The organism is Actinomadura sp. K4S16 (assembly GCF_008327685.1).
Taxonomy (GTDB): domain Bacteria; phylum Actinomycetota; class Actinomycetes; order Streptosporangiales; family Streptosporangiaceae; genus Spirillospora.
On record NZ_BDDE01000010.1, the window covers coordinates 477819 to 494184 of the forward strand.

Genomic DNA, 16366 nt, shown 5'->3' on the forward strand with positions numbered 1-16366 from the left:
CGCCATCAGGGGCCCCCGGGGACCGGGGGCGGGGTCCGGGCGTGGTGACGCCCTACGAGACCTTCGCTTCGTTGCTGTTGCCGAGCAGCGGCAGCTTGTCGTCCTTCACCTCGTAGATGAAGATGTCGTTGACCGCCAGCTCACCGTTGTCGGCGAACTTGATCTGCTTCCCGACGCCCTGGATGTCCTCGGTCTTGAGGTAGGTGTTGATGTCCTCCGGCTCGGTCTTGCCGGCCTTGACCGCCTCGATGATCGCCGTCGCGGCGTCGAAGCCCTCGGTCGAGTAGATCGCGACCTCGGAGTTGTACTTCGCCTTGTAGTCGTCGGCGAACTTCTTGGCCTTCGGGTTCGTCTTGCCCTCGGCGTCGATCAGGCAGCCGCAGCTCAGCAGCGCGCCCTGCGCGTTCTCCTTGCCGGCGCCCTCGATCAGACCGGTCGCGAGCGAGCCGTCGCCGGACATCATCTTGCCCTTGTAGCCGGCCTCGCGGAGCTGCTTGAACAGCCGCCCCGCCACCGCGTAGTAGCCGCCGAAGTAGACCGCGTCCGGCTTGAACTGGTTGATCTTGTTGACGGTCGAGGAGTAGTCCGTCGCCTTGTCGTCCACCGCGTCGGTCTGGGTCTGCGCGCCCTTGGAGCCGGCGGCCTTGGCGATGGCGTCCGCGAGGCCCTTGCCGTAGTCCTGGTTGTCGGAGACCGTGAAGATCTTCTTCGCCTTCACCGAGTTCACCAGGAAGTTCGCGGCGCCCTCGCTCTGCGCGGCGTCGTCGGCCACGACCCGGTGCCAGTACTTCCAGCCCTTCTCGCCGAGCGTGATGTTGGTCGCCGACGGCGACACGCTCGGGATCTTGGCCTCTTCCAGGATCGGCGCGACGCTCTGCGACTCACCCGAGAACGCCGGGCCGACCAGCGCCACGATCTTGTCGTTCTTGACCGCGCCCTGCGCCAGCGTCGTCGCCTGCTCCGGCTTGCCCTGGCTGTCGTAGGTCTTGAGCTTGATCTTGACCTTGGGGTTCGTGGCGTTGTACTGCTCGACCGCCAGCTGCGCGCCCTGCTTGGGCGGGATCACCAGGCCGGAGTTCTCACCGGTCAGGTCACCCATGAACCCGATAGTGACCTCGTTGCCGCTGCCGGAGCCGCCATCGTCGTCACTACAGGCCACGGCGCTGAGCGCGAGCGCCGCGCTCACCGCAACCGCGCCGGTGATCCTCATCTTGTTGCGCCGCAAGGTGCCCAACCTTTCCATCCGGATCCGGGAGGGGATCGGGTACGAGTGAAGCCCCGACGCCGGCGCCTCAGGGGAGGAATCCGGTCACTCGGGGACCAGCTATGTCGTACACCGTCGACCCACCCCAGAACAGGACCCCCGGATCGAAGGGTTACTCGTTCGTTACTCCCCTGTGCCCATCCGACACCATGCATTGCCTGGGACGATTACCGAACGTGACGACCACAGTCCACGCGCGGACCTGCGCTTTGGACCTTGACAAACCCGGGATGCGACGGCGCCGAGGGGTCAGCCCGCGGCGGACTCGTCCTGACCTCCGGAGGCGCCCGCGACGACCGCCTCGGCGACGGCCCGCATCGTGAGCCGCCGGTCCATCGAGGTCTTCTGGATCCACCGGAACGCCTCCGGCTCGGACCACCCGTGCGCCTGCTGCAGCAGCCCCTTCGCCCGGTCGACCACCTTGCGGGTCTCCAGCCGGTCCTGCAGGCCCGCGACCTCGGCCTCCAGCGCGCGCAGCTCGGTGTACCGGCTCACCGCCATCTCGATCGCCGGCGTCAGGTCGGTCTTGGAGAACGGCTTGACGAGGTAGGCCATCGCGCCCGCCTCGGTCGCCCGCTGGACGAGCTCGCGCTGGGAGAACGCCGTGAGGATCACCACCGGCGCGATCCGCTCGGCGGAGATCCGCTCGGCCGCCGAGATGCCGTCCAGCACCGGCATCTTCACGTCGAGGATCACGAGATCGGGCTTCAGCTCCCCTGCTAGCCGGACGGCCGTCTCACCGTCACCGGCCTCCCCGACCACGTCGTAGCCGTCCTCCTGAAGCATCTCCTTCAGGTCCAGCCTGATCAGGGCCTCGTCTTCCGCGATCACAACTCGCCGAGCACTCTCCACGCCCCCGAGCCTACCGAAACCCGCTACCCTGGTCCCCGTCGCCCCACACCAGGGAGACCGACCGGGCAAGAAAGGGACATGTCCGGATAAATGCCGGGATGGTGGAACAGGTAGACACGAATCCCTCAAAAGGATTTGTCCGAAAGGGCGTGCGGGTTCGAATCCCGCTCCCGGTACCCATATGCGAGCACTTCTCCTCGCCCCCAAGCATCACGCTGGGGGCGTTGCCGCATCGAGGTGGCGCCTCTACCGCAGGCAACGCACCATCGGGAGAACTCCGTCCTTTCGCAAGGCGACGGTTGATATCAGCGGCAGAAGCCACCCATGACCTCCACAGGGAGTGATCAAGGCAGAACTGTCGGTGGTGGCCGCAAGACTGCGGCCATGTACGATCCGCGACAGCGCCCAGTGGCGCTACGCCTGCTGGCCGCAGGGTTCACCATCGCCGAGGTCCACCGCCAGACCGGCGTCCCCAAATCCACACTGGGCTACTGGAAGAAACATCCCGAAAAGGCCGCGAGCCGCACCCCTCCTTTATGCCCCCGGTGCCACGACCGGGCGGTCGATCCCGCGGCCTACTCCTACCTTCTCGGTCTCTATCTCGGAGATGGGCATCTCGCCCGGCAGCACAACGGCGTCTACCGGCTGGAGATTGCCTGTTCCGACGCGTGGCCGGGCTTGATCGACGCGGCGGCCGAGGCAGTGGGGACAGTCCTGTCGTCGCGAGTCGGGCGCCGCCAGAAACCCGGTTGCACGATGGTGGGCTCGTACTCCAAGCACTGGCCCTGCCTGTTCCCCCAGCACGGGCCTGGGGCGAAGCACACCCGGAAGATCGAGCTGGAGGGGTGGCAGCGGGAGATCGTCGACGCGCGCACGGAGGAGTTCGTCCGCGGACTGATCCACTCGGACGGGTGCCGGGTCATCAACCGGGTGCGCAAGCGTCTCCGAGGCGGGGACCGATGGTACGAGTACCCCCGCTACAACTTCGCCAACGTGTCGCTGGACATCCAGAGGATGTTCACCGGTGCGCTGGACCGGCTCGGGGTCGAGTGGACGCAGATGAACGCGCGGAACGTCTCGGTCGCGAAGAGGGAGGCGGTGGCGCGGCTGGACGGGTTCGTCGGGCCGAAGTACTGAGGGTGCGCGGGTTTCCGGAGCGTCGTGGAAATGAGACCGGGCGGTGATTAGTGCCCGGTGGGCAAGGTTCTGGGACCGGCCGTGCAGGGGCCGTGGGAGGAGCCGGGCACCGCGCGGGGTGCGGGTCGCGCGGTGCCCGGCAGGATGGTGGTCAGTGCGGGATGGCGATGGCGTCGCCGAGGCTGTGGACGCGGAGGGCGTTCGTCGAGCCGGGCGTGCCGGGGGGCGAGCCGGCGACGACGACGACCTTGTCGCCCTTCTGGCAGCGGCCGATTTCGAGGAGGGCCTGCTCGACCTGGCGGAACATGGCGTCGGTGTGGTCGACCTGGGGGACGATGAAGGTCTCGACGCCCCAGACGTGCGCCAGCCTCCCGCGGACGGCGGGCACGGAGGTGAAGGCGAGCAGCGGGATGGGCGAGCGGTAGCGGGACAGGCGCCGGGCGGTCTCGCCGGACATGGTGAAGGCGGCGAGGGCCTCGGCGCCGACGATCGCGCCGACCTCGGCGGCGGCGCGGGCGATGGCGCCGCCGACGGTCTCCGGCATCCGCTCGAGGGTGTGGGTGGCCTGGAGGGAGGCCTGCTCGGCGGTCTGCACGATGCGGCTCATCGTGAGGACGGACTCGATGGGGTACTGGCCGACGCTGGTCTCGCCGGAGAGCATGACGGCGTCGGCGCCCTCGAAGACGGCGTTGGCGACGTCGGAGGTCTCGGCGCGGGTGGGGCGGGGCGCGGAGATCATGGATTCGAGCATCTGGGTGGCGACGATGACCGGGCGGGCCTTCTCGCGGCACAGCTCGATGGCGCGCTTCTGGACGATGGGCACCTGTTCGAGGGGCATCTCGACGCCGAGGTCGCCGCGGGCCACCATGATGCCGTCGAAGGCGGCGACGATCTCGGGGAGCCGCTCGACGGCCTGGGGCTTCTCGATCTTGCCGATGAGGGGGACGCGGACGCCCTCCTCCTCCATGATCTGGTAGCAGATGTCGGCGTCGGCGGGGGTGCGGACGAAGGAGAGGGCGACGAGGTCGACGCCGAGGCGCAGGGCCCAGCGCAGGTCGCGCTCGTCCTTCTCGGTGAGGGCGGGGACGCTGACCGGGACGCCGGGGAGGTTGAGGCCCTTGTTGTCGGACACCATGCCGCCGACGGTGACCGTGGTGTTGACGCGGGGGCCGTCGACGGAGGTGACCTTGAGGGCGACGCGGCCGTCGTCGATGAGGACGGTGTCGCCGGGGCTGACGTCGCCCGGCAGCCCCTCGTAGGTGGTGGACACCTCGCGGCGGGTGCCGGGGACGTCGTCGGTGGTGATGGTGAACTCGTCGCCGAGGGTGAGCCGTACGGGACCGTCGGGGAAGCGCCCGATGCGGATCTTGGGGCCCTGCAGGTCCGCGAGGATGCCGACGCCGCGCCCGGTGGCGTCGGCGGCGGCGCGGATCCGGTGGTAGACCTCTTCGTGGACGGCGTGCTCGCCGTGGCTCATGTTGAGGCGGGCGACGTCGATGCCGGCTTCGACGAGGGCGTGGATCTGCTCGGTGCTGGAGCAGGCCGGACCGATGGTGCTGACGATCTTCGCTCGACGGGTCACGTGCACAACCGTACTTAGTTACTTGCCGGTACGGATATTCGTGCAGGATATGGTCCCCCGGGGTTCACCCAGTGGTCTAGGTCAGAGGTCTAGACCACATGTGGCCGCGTCACCGCTTGAACGCCTCCACGGCGGCCTGGCACCACGCCTTGAGGTCGTCGGGCTTGCGGCTGCTGACCAGGACGTTGGGGCCGTCCTCGCAGATCTGGACCTCCTCGTCCACCCAGGTCGCCCCCGCGTTGCGCAGGTCGGTCCGCAGGCTCGGCCAGGACGTCATGGTCCGGCCCCGGACGACGTCGGCCTCGATGAGGGTCCAGGAGGCGTGGCAGATCACGGCGACGGGCTTGCCCGCGTCGAAGAAGGAACGTGCGAACGCGACGGCGTCGGGGTCGGTGCGCAGGAAGTCGGGGTTGGCGACGCCGCCGGGCAGGACGAGGCCGTCGAACTCGGTGTGCCGGGAGACGTCGACGGTGGTGTCGACGGGGAAGGTGTCGCCCTTGTCCAGGTGGTTGAACGCCTGGAGGCGGCCGGACTGCGTGGAGACCAGGCGCGGGGTGGCGCCGGCCTGCTCCACGGCCTTCCAAGGCTCGGTCAGTTCGATCTGCTCGGTGCCCTCGGGGGCGCACAGGAAGGCGATGGTCTTGCCCTGAAGATCGTTGTTAGGCATGGTCTCCTCCATTTGAGCCGATGGGGTCGGTCAAGTCGGCTCTGTGGCCCCTGCCCGGGAACGCGGGCGGTATGCAGGCTCCGCGCACGCGGGTGGTATGCAGGAGGGGTGAACCCCACGGGCTATCGCGAGTACCGGACGCCGGGCCTGGCCTGCTCGTGGACGGCGGCGCTGCCGCCGGACGCCGAGCCGTTCGTCCAGCGCGTGCTCCCGGACGGCTGCGTGGACCTCGTCTGGGCGGGCGGCGGGATCCTGGTGGCGGGTCCGGACACGGGCCCGATGCCGGCGGTCATGCGGCCGGGCGAGGAGATCGCGGCGGTGCGGTTCGCGCCGGGGACGGCGCCGCCGGTGCTGGGCGTCCCGGCCGACGCGCTCCGGGACGGGCGGGTGCCGCTGCGGGAGCTGTGGGGCGGGGAGGCCGACCGGCTGGCGGAGGCCGTGGCGGCGGCGGACGATCGCCGGGGTGCGCTGGTCGCGGCCGTGCGGGAGCGGATGGGGCCCGCGGATCCGCTCGTCGCCGGGGTGGTCGCGGGCCTGGCGAGGGGTTCGGTCCGGGGGGTGGCGGACGCGCTCGGGATCGGTGAGCGGCAGTTGCGGCGCCGGTCGCTGGCGGCGTTCGGGTACGGGCCGAAGACGCTGCAGCGGGTGCTGCGGTTCCAGCGGGCGCTGGGCCTGGCGCGGGCGGGGTCGCCGCTGGCGGAGGCCGCGTTCGCGGCGGGTTACGCCGACCAGGCCCATTTCGCCCACGAGGTGCGGGACCTGGCGGGCGAGCCCGTCCGCAACCTGCTGTGACCGCTTCCGGCCCGGTCAGGGCTCGAGGCGCCCGTAGGCGCGCAGCGTCCTGAGGCGTTCGACGGTGACGAAGCCGCGCCATTCGGGACGGGTGACGGGCGTCCAGATGGGGAAGGCGACGTCCCAGCCGCCGTCGTCGCCCTGCTCGTCGACGAGGGCGTCCAGGCAGGCGTCGATGCGGTCGGTGTCGAAGAGGCGGCGCCCGTGGCCGCCGGGGTCGGGGGCGAAGTCGAGGGGTTCCTGGTGGTCGCTGCGGGCGTGGGCGGCGAGGAGGTCGCGGACGCGGGCGAAGGAGGCCTCCGCGCGGTCGCGGTCGGGGACGTGGTCGAGGAAGGTCAGCACGGCGAGGACGTCGTAGGCGCCGGGTTCGGCGCCTGGGGCCTCCAGGTAGCGCCAGCAGAAGTCGGTGGCGGGTCCGAGCCACGGGTGGTCGGCGCCGGCGCGGTGGAGCATGCCGGCGAGGGTCGCGGTGGGGTTGATGGTGCCGGGCGGGTCGTCGGGGGTCTGCCACCAGGGGGCGTGGGGCGCGTCGCGGACGGTCGGCAGGACGAAGGGCACTCCCCCGCCGGCGCTGGTGATGGAGGCCAGGTAGCCGGCGACGCGCGTGACGGCGGGGTCGTCGTCGGCGCCGGCCTCGTGGAGGAACTGCAGGGCGTGCTGGGCGGGGACGGGCTGGCTGTCCTCGCCGCGCAGGTCGGGTTCCAGGGCGTGCCCGTATCCGCCGTCGGGGTTCTCGTAGGCCCTGAGGGCGGCGAGGACGGGCGCGGCGGGGCCGCCGCGGAAGTGGAGGGCGAAGCGGTGCCGGTCGATGAGGCGGGCGTTGAGGCGCATGAACTCCGCGGCGCGCGCGAGGCCGGTTTCGTGCAGGACCTTCATGGTTCCGACGCTAGGCGGGAGAGGGGCGCGCGTCTTGTAGGAATCGGACGCGGTGGGCCCGGCCACCCCAGCGGTGGGTGGCCGGGCCCCTGAGGTCCCGCGTCGCGGGGTGCGGGAGCGAGCGGCCCCGGGGTGGTCGCCGGGGGCGCGGAGGGAGCCGCGGAGGCGCCCGGCCGCCGCGGGGCGAACCCTGGCGGGACCGTAGCCGACCAGCGCGAAGACCACAAGTCGCCCCTTTCCGAACCATCGGGCGTTCCCGGCGGGACCGTGTCTGTGATCTCCTTGCGCCATGAGTGATCCGCTGGACGAACATGACGTGGCCGGTGACCCGCTCGCGGTGGTGGCCCGGGCGGCGGGACCGTACCTGGCGAGCCTGCCGGACCGTCCCGTCCACGACCGGTCGATGGACCCGCTGCTGGACGAGCTCGACGGGCCGCTGCCCGAGCGGGGGGACGGCGCGGTGGCCGCGGTCGAGCAGCTGGTGCGGGTCGGCACCCGGGCGGCGACGCACTCGTCGGGGCCGCGGTTCTTCCATTTCGTGGTGGGCGGGTCGACGCCGGCGGCGATGGCGGGCGACTGGGCGGCGTCGCTGCTGGACCAGGCCGCCGGGCTGTGGCTGACGTCGCCGCTGGCGGCGCGGGCGGAGACGGTCGTGCTGCGCTGGCTGAAGGAGCTGTTCGGCCTGCCGCCGGGATTCGGCGGCGTGCTGACGCCGAGCGCCACGTTCGCGCACGTGACGGGCCTGGCGTGCGCGCGGCACTGGTGGGCGGCCGAGCACGGCGTGGACGTCGCGTCGCAGGGCCTGGCGGGGCTGCCGGCGATGCCGGTGCTCAGCAGCGGGCTGGTGCACGTCAGCACCCGCAAGGCGCTGCAGATCCTGGGCTGCGGCCGCGACACCGTCCGGACGTTCGCCCGCGACGACGCGGGGCGGGTCGATCTCGCGGCGATGGACGCCGCGCTGGCCGAGGCGGGCGGGCGCGCGGTCGTCGTGGCGAATCTCGGCGAGGTGAACACCGGCGACAGCGACCCGGTCGCCGAGCTGGCGGACCTCGCGGAGCGGCACGGGGCGTGGCTCCACGTGGACGGCGCGTTCGGGCTGTTCGCGGCGCTCAGCCCGCGGACGGCGCATCTCGCGCGCGGTGTCGAGCGGGCGGACTCGGTGACGGCGGACGGCCACAAGTGGCTGAACGTGCCGTACGAGAGCGGGTTCTCCTTCGTCCGGGACCCGGCGTGGCTGAGCCGCGCGTTCGGCGCGTGGGGCGCGGCGTACCTGCCGGACCCCGACGGCGAGCGGGTCAACTACAACATGCTGGGCCCGGAGTCGTCCCGCCGTGCGCGGGCGCTGCCGATCTGGGCGACGCTGCGGGCGTACGGGCGGGACGGGTACCGGGAGATGGTGGAGCGCCACCTCGACGTGTCCGCCCATCTGGGCGGGCTCGTCGAGGCGGCGCCCGACCTGGAGCTGCTCGCGCCGGTGCAGCTCTGCATCGCGTGCTTCCGGTACCGCCCCGAGGGCGTCCCGGAGGAGCGTCTGGACGAGTTGAACGCGCGCCTGGGCGAGGCCCTGCTCGCGGACGGCCGCGTCTACGCGGGCACCACCACCTACCGGGGCATGACGGTGTTCCGTCCGGCGCCGGTGAACTGGCGGACGACGAAGGCCGACGTGGAGCGGCTCGTGGACGTGCTCCGGGAACTCGGCGCCCGCCTCGCCGGGTGAGGGCCGCTCAGCCCTCGTCGCCGGGCCAAGGGGCGCTCTCGTCGAGCTCGTCGAAGGTCTGGGTGAGGCTGAACCAGCACCCGGAGTCGTCCCGGAAGATCGCCTCGATCCCGTACGGGCGCTTCTGGGGCGGGTGGACGAACTCGACGCCCCGGGCCGACAGCCGCTCGTACTCGGCCTGGCAGTCGTCGGTGTTGAAGGCGCCCGCGCCAAGGACGCCCTTGGCGATGAGGGCCCTCATCTGGGCGGCGGAGTCGGGGTCCATGGTGGGCGGGCCGGGGACCATGAGGGCGAGGCTCAGTTCGGGCTGGTCCTTGGCGCCGACGGTGATCCAGCGCATCCCGCCCTCGCCGAGCGTCATGTCGTCGCGGACCTCCAGGCCGAGCTTGTCGGTGAAGAACTTCTTGGCCGAGTCCTGGTCGAGCACCCAGACGGTGGCCAGCCCGAGGTTGGTGATCATGCCGGTGTCTCCTTCGGGAACAGGGTCGATGCGTTCACGCTAGGGCGCGGCAGGAGGCCCGGGCTTCTTCGTTATTGCTGCTTGCGAAAGCCGCCAGCCCAGAACATCACGAAGCATCCGGGGATCGCGGAGGTGGCGCCGGCGCGGGCGCGCCTGCGGAACTCGGTGGGAGTCGTCCCGGTCTGCTGCTTGAAGCGGGTGCAGAACGTGCCGAGGCTGGTGAAGCCGACCTGCATGCAGATCTCGGTGACGGTCAGGTTGGCGGTGCGCAGCAGGTCCTGTGCGCGTTCGATGCGGCGGCGGGTGAGGTAGGCGCCGGGCGTCTCGCCGTAGACCTCGCGGAACAGCCGGACGAAGTGGTAGCGCGAGTACCCGGCGCGGGCCGCGACGGCGGAGACGTCCAGCGGCTCGGCCCACTCGCGGTCCATGGCGTCGCGGGCGAGCCTCATCCGCCGCAGGACGGCGGTGTCCAGGACGGGCGGCGCTTCCACCCGAACGTTTCCCATGGGCCTGATGCTGGCATACCGCCCGGACAGAACCCGCGGGCGGCGAGGCCCGGAGGAGGTCCTCCAGGGCCTCGCCGCCGCCCGGGTCAGGCGATCGGGCGCGCCGTCGGCGGGATCGGGTACGGCAGGTTCGTCCGGCCGCCGAGGTAGGCGTCGACGCCGTGCGCGGCGGCGCGGCCCTCGGCGATGGCCCAGACGATCAGGGACTGGCCGCGGCCCATGTCGCCCGCGGCGAACACGCCGTCCACGGACGTCCGGTAGTCGCTGTCGCGGACCACGTTGCCGCGCTGGTCCAGCTCGACGCCGAGCTGTTCCAGCAGGCCCTCGCGCTGCGGGCCGAGGAAGCCCATGGCGAGCGTGACCAGCTCGGCGGGGATCTCCCGCTCGGAGCCCTCGACGGGCGCGAACCCGGTCTGCGGGCCGCCGACCTCCACGAGCCTCAGCGCGCGGACGTTGCCGTCGGCGTCGCCCACGAACTCGGTGGTGGACACGGCGTAGACGCGGTCGCCGCCCATGTCGGCGAGCTCCTCGTGGGCGCTCTCCACCTTGAACAGCATCGGGTACGTCGGCCACGGCTGGCCGTCGGGGCGCGCCTGCGGCGGCCGCGGCATGATCTCCAGCTGGGTGACCGACGCCGCGCCCTGCCGGATCGCGGTGCCGATGCAGTCGGCGCCGGTGTCGCCGCCGCCGATGACGACGACGTGCTTGCCCTTCGCGGAGATGGGCGACTCCTCGTAGTCGCCCTCCTGCACCTTGTTCGAGGGCGGCAGGTACTCCATCGCCTGGTAGACGCCCTTGAGCTCGCGCCCCGGGACGGGCAGGTCCCGCCAGGCGGTGGCGCCGCCCGCCAGGACGACGGCGTCGTGGGACGCGCGCAGGTCGTCCGCGGTGATGTCGATGCCGACGTTCACCGAGGTCCGGAAGGCGGTGCCCTCGGCGCGCATCTGGGCGAGGCGCCGGTCGAGGTGCCGCTTCTCCATCTTGAACTCGGGGATGCCGTAGCGCAGCAGGCCGCCGACGCGGTCGGCGCGCTCGTACACCGTGACGTCGTGCCCGGCGCGGGTGAGCTGCTGGGCGGCGGCGAGGCCCGCGGGCCCCGAGCCGACGACGGCGACCCGCTTGCCGGTCTGGACTGACGGCGGCTGCGGGCGCACCCAGCCCTCCGCGAACGCACGGTCGATGATCTCGACCTCGACCCGCTTGATGGTCACCGGGTCCTGGTTGATGCCGAGGACGCAGGCGCTCTCGCACGGGGCCGGGCACAGCCTCCCGGTGAACTCCGGGAAGTTGTTGGTGGCGTGCAGCCGCTCCACGGCCTCGTGCCAGTCCTTGCGGTACACGAGGTCGTTCCACTCGGGGATGAGGTTGCCGAGCGGGCAGCCCTGGTGGCAGAACGGGATGCCGCAGTCCATGCAGCGGCTCGCCTGCTTCTCCAGCCGGTCCGTGCCGAAGTCCTCGTAGACCTCGGACCAGCTCCTGATCCGCACGTCGACCGGGCGGCGCTTCGGGAGCTCCCGCCCGACGGTCAGGAAACCCTTCGGGTCAGCCATGTTGGAAGTCCCCCTCTCTCAGGCCTGCGCCGCGGCCATGACGGCCTCGTCGACGTCGCGCCCCTCGGCCTCGGCCTTGGCCATGGCGTCCAGGACCCGCCGGTAGTCGCGCGGCATGATCTTGGTGAAGCGGGCGGCGGAGGCGTCCCAGTCCTCCAGCAGCCGGCGGGCCACCGCGGAGCCGGTCTCGGCCAGATGCCGCTCGGTCAGCGTCCGGACGAGGCCCGTGTCCGCGGCGTCCAGCGGCTCCAGGTCGACCATCTCGGTGTTGACCCGCTCGGGTACCAGGTCCAGGACGTAGGCGATGCCGCCGGACATGCCGGCCGCGAGGTTGCGGCCGGTCCGTCCGAGGATCACCGCGCGGCCCCCGGTCATGTACTCGCAGGCGTGGTCGCCGACGCCCTCGACGACGGCGGTGGCACCGGAGTTGCGGACGCAGAACCGCTCGCCGACGACCCCGCGGGCGAACAGCTCGCCGGACGTGGCGCCGTAGAGGATCACGTTGCCGCCGATGATCTGCTCCTCGGCCGCGAACCCGGCGTCCGCCGGGGGACGCAGCGTGACCCGGCCGCCCGACAGGCCCTTGCCGACGTAGTCGTTGGCGTCGCCGACCAGCCGCAGCGTGATGCCGCGCGGGACGAACGCGCCGAACGAGTTGCCCGCCGAGCCGGTGAAGGTGACGTCGACGGTGTCGTCGGGGAGTCCCCCGCCGCCCCACTTCTTGGTCACCTCGTGGCCGAGCATGGTGCCGACCGTCCGGTTGACGTTGCGGATCGGCAGCTCCAGCCGCACCGGGTCGCCGAACGAGATCGCGCCCTCGGCGAGCTGGATGAGCGTGTTGTCCAGGGCCTTCTCCAGCCCGTGGTCCTGCTCGGTGACGCGGTGCAGGGCCCCGCCCGGGGCGACCTCCGGGACGTGCAGGATCGGCGCCAGGTCGAGGCCGGCCGCCTTCCAGTGCTCGACCGCCTCGCGGGTGTCGATCATCTCGACGTGCCCGATCGCCTCGTCCAGCGACCGGAACCCGAGGGCCGCCAGGTACTCGCGGACCTCCTCGGCGACGAACTCGAAGAAGTTCACGACGAACTCGGGCTTGCCGTTGAACCGCTGCCGCAGCACGGGGTTCTGGGTGGCGACGCCGACCGGGCAGGTGTCCAGGTGGCAGACCCGCATCATGACGCAGCCCGACACCACCAGCGGCGCGGTCGCGAAGCCGTACTCCTCGGCGCCGAGCAGCGCCGCGACGACGACGTCCCGGCCGGTCTTCATCTGCCCGTCGGTCTGCACGACGATGCGGTCGCGCAGCCCGTTCAGCAGCAGCGTCTGCTGCGTCTCGGCGAGGCCGAGCTCCCACGGCGCGCCGGCGTGCTTCAGCGACGTCAGCGGGGACGCGCCGGTGCCGCCGTCGTGCCCGGAGATGAGCACCACGTCGGCGTGCGCCTTGGACACCCCGGCCGCGACCGTGCCGACCCCGACCTCGGCGACGAGCTTGACGTGCACGCGCGCCGCCGGGTTGGCGTTCTTCAGGTCGTGGATGAGCTGCGCGAGGTCCTCGATCGAGTAGATGTCGTGGTGCGGCGGCGGCGAGATGAGGCCGACGCCCGGGGTGGAGTGCCGGGTCTTGGCGATCCACGGGTAGACCTTGTGGCCGGGCAGCTGGCCGCCCTCGCCGGGCTTGGCGCCCTGCGCCATCTTGATCTGGATGTCGTCGGAGTTGGTGAGGTACTCCGAGGTCACGCCGAACCGGCCGGAGGCCACCTGCTTGATCGCGCTGCGCCGCAGGTCGCCGTTCTCGTCCGGGGTGAAGCGCGCCGGGTCCTCGCCGCCCTCGCCGGTGTTGGACTTGCCGCCGAGGCGGTTCATCGCGATCGCGAGGGTCTCGTGCGCCTCCGCCGAGATGGAGCCGTACGACATCGCGCCGGTGGAGAACCGCTTGACGATCTCCGAGACCGGCTCGACCTCCTCGATCGGCACCGGCTCCCGGTCGCCCTCCCGGAGCCGGAACAGCCCGCGGAGCGTCATCAGCTTCTCGGCCTGCGAGTCGACCTTGGAGGTGTACTCCTTGAAGATCTCGTAGCGGCGGGTGCGGGTGGCGTGCTGCAGCTTGAACACCGTGTCCGGGTTGAACAGGTGCGGCTCGCCCTCGCGGCGCCACTGGTACTCGCCGCCGACCTCCAGGGTGCGGTGCGCCGGCTCGTTGCCGCCCGGCGGGTAGGCGCGGGCGTGCCGCTCGGCGACCTCGCGGGCCAGCACGTCGAAGCCGACGCCGCCGAGCCGGGAGGTGGTGCCGGTGAAGCAGCGCGACACCACGTCCTCGCCGAGCCCGATCGCCTCGAAGATCTGCGCGCCGGTGTAGGACGCGACCGTGGACACGCCCATCTTCGACATGACCTTCAGGACGCCCTTGCCGTACGCCTTCACCAGGTTCCGGACGGCCTTCGCCGGGTCCAGGCCCTCGATCACGCCGCCGCGGACGAGGTCCTCGACGGTCTCGATCGCCAGGTACGGGTTGATCGCGGACGCGCCGTACCCGATGAGCAGCGCCATGTGGTGGCACTCGCGGGCCTCGCCCGTCTCGATCACGAGGCCGACCTGGGTGCGGGTCTTCTCCCGGATCAGGTGGTGGTGCACGGCGCCGGTCAGCAGCAGCGCCGGGATCGCGGCGCGGGCGGAGTCGGCGCCGCGGTCCGACAGCACGATGATCCGCGCGCCGGCCTCGATGGCCCGGCTGACCTCGGAGTTGATCTCCTGCAGGCGGGCCTGGAGGGCCTCTCCCCCGCCGGCGACCTCGTACAGGCCGTGCACGACGTAGGCGGCCAGGTGCGGCAGCGACCCCTCGTCGTCGATGTGGATGATCTTGGAGAGCTCGTCGTTGTCCAGGATCGGGGTCGGCAGCACCAGGCGCCGGCACGAGTCCGGGCCGGGCTCCAGCAGGTTGCCCTCCGGGCCGAGCGTGGACTGCAGCGAGGTGACGAGCTCCTCGCGGATCGCGTCCAGCGGCGGGTTCGTGACCTGCGCGAACAGCTGCTTGAAGTAGTCGAACAGCAGCCGCGGGCGCTCCGACAGCACCGCGATCGGGGTGTCGGTGCCCATCGACCCGATCGGCTCCGCGCCCGTCCGCGCCATCGGCGACAGGATGATCCGCTGCTCTTCGAGGGTGTAGCCGAACGTCTGCTGCCGGCGGACGAGCGTCTCGTGGGTCGGGATCTCCCGCTCGCGCTGCGGCAGCTCCTCGAACCGGACGAGGCCCTCGTGCAGCCACTGCCCGTACGGGTGCTCGGCTGCCAGTTCGGCCTTGACCTCGTCGTCCTCGACGATCCGCCCGGCGGCGGTGTCCACCAGGAAGATCTTGCCGGGCTGGAGCCGGCCCTTGCGGACGACCTTGGCGGCGGGGATGTCGAGCACGCCGGCCTCGCTGGCCAGCACGACCAGGCCGTCGTCGGTCACCCAGTACCGGCCCGGGCGCAGCCCGTTGCGGTCCAGGACAGCGCCGACGACGGTGCCGTCGGTGAAGCTGACGCTGGCGGGGCCGTCCCACGCCTCCATCAGCGTGGAGTGGAACTCGTAGAAGGCCCGGCGGGCCGGGTCCATCTCGGTGTGGTTCTCCCACGCCTCCGGGATCATCATCAGCACCGCGTGCGGCAGCGACCGGCCGCCGAGGTGCAGCAGCTCCAGGCACTCGTCGAACGACGCGGTGTCGGACGCCTCGATGTCGATCACCGGGAAGATCCGGGAGATGTCCCCGGGGATGAGGTCGGACTTCAGCAGCGCCTCGCGGGCCCGCATCCAGTTCCGGTTGCCCTTCACGGTGTTGATCTCGCCGTTGTGGGCGATGAACCGGTACGGGTGGGCCAGCTCCCAGGCCGGGAACGTGTTGGTGGAGAACCGCGAGTGGACCAGCGCGATCGCGCTGGTGAAGCGGCGGTCCGACAGGTCGGGGAAGAACGGCTCCAGCTGCGGGGTGGTCAGCATCCCCTTGTAGACGATCGTCCGGCTGGACAGGCTCGGGAAGTAGACCCGCACGTCCTGCTCGGCGCGCTCGCGCATGCAGAACACGGCGCGGTCCAGGTCCAGGCCGGTCTTGCCCTCGTGCGGGCCGCCCGCGGCGGGGGCGAGGAACAGCTGCGCGAAGTGCGGCATGACCCGGCGGGCGGCCGGGCCGGTGAAGTGGGGGTCGTGCGGGAGCTCGCGCCAGCCGAGGACCGTGAGGCCCTCCTCCACGCACAGCGTCTCGACGTGGGCGACCGCGGCGGCGCGCTCGTCGCCGTCCGCGGGCAGGAACGCGAGGCCGGCCGCGTAGCCGCCGGCCTCGGGGAGCGGGAAGTCGCAGACCTCGCGGAAGAACGCGTCCGGGATCTGGACGAGGATGCCGACCCCGTCGCCGTCGTCGGGCTCCGCGCCGACGGCGCCCCGGTGGTCCAGGTTCTTCAGTACGTCCAGGGCGTTCTGGACGATGTCGTGGCTCTTGCGTCCGTGCAGGTCGGCGACCATGCCGACGCCGCAGGCGTCGTGCTCGTTGGCCGGGTCGTACAGTCCCTGCGGCTGGGGGCGTCCCGGTACACGGCCATCAGGTGTGAGGGCAGCAGCAGCCATCAACCCTCCCGTCGTCGTGTCACTGCTTCGATGTCAGTGCGGCACGGGACGACGTTGGCCCTGCTGCGGTGAGATGACATTACATCACTGTCGGGATCATGCCCGACTGCACCAGATCGCGAAACTTCGTCGGCGCGATCGGACGTGCGTCATCTCGGAGTGGTTTAGACCAGGTTACCGGCCCGGTCCCGCCGCGAAACGCCGTGACCTCGGTGAGGATCATCACCGGGGCCCGATGTTTACGGTGTCACGCCCAAGACGTACCGAAAAATGCACCGTCCCAAACCCGGTCCGGGCCTCGACCGGGCCGGCCCCGGCCGGACCGGACCACAGGCGGGCCGGGCCTTGGCAGAACAGCCCTGACCAGGACGGG

13 protein-coding genes and 1 tRNA gene are annotated in these 16366 nt (G+C 71.5%); 5 read left to right on the plus strand and 9 right to left on the minus strand.

Features of this window, described 5'->3' with window-relative positions:
* Window positions 1-52 precede the first annotated feature (52 nt).
* A complete protein-coding gene (locus K4S16_RS02980; protein WP_268843215.1) occupies window positions 53-1186 on the minus strand; it encodes a branched-chain amino acid ABC transporter substrate-binding protein in 1134 nt (377 codons plus the stop codon).
* On the opposite strand from K4S16_RS02980, the gene K4S16_RS45520 reads away from it, so the two are divergent.
* The gene (locus tag K4S16_RS45520) at window positions 1119-1274 is read left to right on the plus strand and encodes a hypothetical protein (protein ID WP_235036529.1); all 156 of its coding nucleotides are present in this window, start codon (window positions 1119-1121) and stop codon (window positions 1272-1274) included. The two genes, K4S16_RS02980 and K4S16_RS45520, sit on opposite strands and share 68 nt — an antisense overlap.
* Before the next feature lie 239 nt (window positions 1275-1513).
* On the opposite strand, the gene K4S16_RS44225 is transcribed toward K4S16_RS45520, so the two are convergent.
* Window positions 1514-2116, minus strand: coding sequence for an ANTAR domain-containing response regulator (locus tag K4S16_RS44225; RefSeq protein WP_160160842.1), 603 nt, complete (start codon window positions 2114-2116; stop codon window positions 1514-1516).
* A 92-nt stretch (window positions 2117-2208) separates the two neighbouring features.
* Between K4S16_RS44225 and K4S16_RS02990 the strand changes: the two genes are divergently transcribed.
* Together K4S16_RS02990 and K4S16_RS02995 are read left to right on the plus strand one after the other, a co-directional pair.
* A tRNA-Leu gene (locus K4S16_RS02990) sits at window positions 2209-2292 on the plus strand.
* A 208-nt stretch (window positions 2293-2500) separates the two neighbouring features.
* Window positions 2501-3253, plus strand: coding sequence for a helix-turn-helix domain-containing protein (locus K4S16_RS02995; RefSeq protein WP_149257232.1), 753 nt, complete (start codon window positions 2501-2503; stop codon window positions 3251-3253).
* A 151-nt stretch (window positions 3254-3404) separates the two neighbouring features.
* Here K4S16_RS02995 and pyk read toward each other — a convergent pair whose 3' ends face one another.
* Both pyk and K4S16_RS03005 read right to left on the minus strand, forming a co-directional pair.
* Entirely contained in the window at window positions 3405-4835 is a 1431-nt protein-coding gene (gene pyk, locus K4S16_RS03000) for a pyruvate kinase (RefSeq protein ID WP_149257233.1), read from the minus strand.
* 109 nt (window positions 4836-4944) lie between these two features.
* Window positions 4945-5502, minus strand: a complete 558-nt coding sequence (locus K4S16_RS03005; protein WP_149257234.1) for a type 1 glutamine amidotransferase domain-containing protein — start codon at window positions 5500-5502, stop codon at window positions 4945-4947.
* Between the two features lie 108 nt (window positions 5503-5610).
* Between K4S16_RS03005 and K4S16_RS03010 the strand changes: the two genes are divergently transcribed.
* The gene (locus K4S16_RS03010) at window positions 5611-6294 is read left to right on the plus strand and encodes a helix-turn-helix domain-containing protein (protein ID WP_149257235.1); all 684 of its coding nucleotides are present in this window, start codon (window positions 5611-5613) and stop codon (window positions 6292-6294) included.
* 15 nt (window positions 6295-6309) lie between these two features.
* Here the strand turns inward: K4S16_RS03010 and K4S16_RS03015 are convergent, their stop codons facing one another.
* Complete coding sequence (locus K4S16_RS03015; protein ID WP_149257236.1) at window positions 6310-7170, minus strand: hypothetical protein; 861 nt, start codon at window positions 7168-7170, stop codon at window positions 6310-6312.
* A 289-nt stretch (window positions 7171-7459) separates the two neighbouring features.
* Here K4S16_RS03015 and K4S16_RS03020 point away from each other — a divergent pair, with 289 nt between their 5' ends.
* Window positions 7460-8887, plus strand: coding sequence for an aminotransferase class I/II-fold pyridoxal phosphate-dependent enzyme (locus K4S16_RS03020; protein ID WP_149257237.1), 1428 nt, complete (start codon window positions 7460-7462; stop codon window positions 8885-8887).
* Window positions 8888-8894: 7 nt separating this feature from the next.
* On the opposite strand, the gene K4S16_RS03025 is transcribed toward K4S16_RS03020, so the two are convergent.
* The 4 genes from K4S16_RS03025 to gltB form a co-directional block, all read right to left on the minus strand.
* On the minus strand, window positions 8895-9347 hold the full coding sequence (locus K4S16_RS03025; RefSeq protein ID WP_149257238.1) for a VOC family protein: 453 nt from the start codon (window positions 9345-9347) through the stop codon (window positions 8895-8897).
* Between the two features lie 71 nt (window positions 9348-9418).
* Window positions 9419-9853, minus strand: a complete 435-nt coding sequence (locus K4S16_RS03030; RefSeq protein WP_200841660.1) for a helix-turn-helix transcriptional regulator — start codon at window positions 9851-9853, stop codon at window positions 9419-9421.
* An 86-nt stretch (window positions 9854-9939) separates the two neighbouring features.
* Window positions 9940-11403, minus strand: coding sequence for a glutamate synthase subunit beta (locus K4S16_RS03035; protein WP_149257239.1), 1464 nt, complete (start codon window positions 11401-11403; stop codon window positions 9940-9942).
* A gap of 18 nt (window positions 11404-11421) precedes the next feature.
* Window positions 11422-15993 carry a glutamate synthase large subunit gene (gltB, locus tag K4S16_RS03040; RefSeq protein WP_149257240.1) on the minus strand — a complete coding sequence of 1524 codons (4572 nt, stop codon included), beginning with the start codon at window positions 15991-15993 and terminating at the stop codon, window positions 11422-11424.
* Window positions 15994-16366: the final 373 nt, after the last annotated feature.

Excerpts from the sequence above, each read along its gene's own strand:
- K4S16_RS03020 (WP_149257237.1), top strand. The coding sequence starts at position 7,460 with ATGAGTGATCCGCTGGACGAACATGACGTGGCCGGTGACCCGCTCGCG.
- K4S16_RS02995 (WP_149257232.1), top strand. The coding sequence starts at position 2,501 with ATGTACGATCCGCGACAGCGCCCAGTGGCGCTACGCCTGCTGGCCGCA.
- K4S16_RS03035 (WP_149257239.1), bottom strand. The coding sequence starts at position 11,403 with ATGGCTGACCCGAAGGGTTTCCTGACCGTCGGGCGGGAGCTCCCGAAG.
- K4S16_RS03005 (WP_149257234.1), bottom strand. The coding sequence starts at position 5,502 with ATGCCTAACAACGATCTTCAGGGCAAGACCATCGCCTTCCTGTGCGCC.
- gltB (WP_149257240.1), bottom strand. The coding sequence starts at position 15,993 with ATGGCTGCTGCTGCCCTCACACCTGATGGCCGTGTACCGGGACGCCCC.
- K4S16_RS03025 (WP_149257238.1), bottom strand. The coding sequence starts at position 9,347 with ATGATCACCAACCTCGGGCTGGCCACCGTCTGGGTGCTCGACCAGGAC.
- K4S16_RS03015 (WP_149257236.1), bottom strand. The coding sequence starts at position 7,170 with ATGAAGGTCCTGCACGAAACCGGCCTCGCGCGCGCCGCGGAGTTCATG.
- K4S16_RS03030 (WP_200841660.1), bottom strand. The coding sequence starts at position 9,853 with ATGGGAAACGTTCGGGTGGAAGCGCCGCCCGTCCTGGACACCGCCGTC.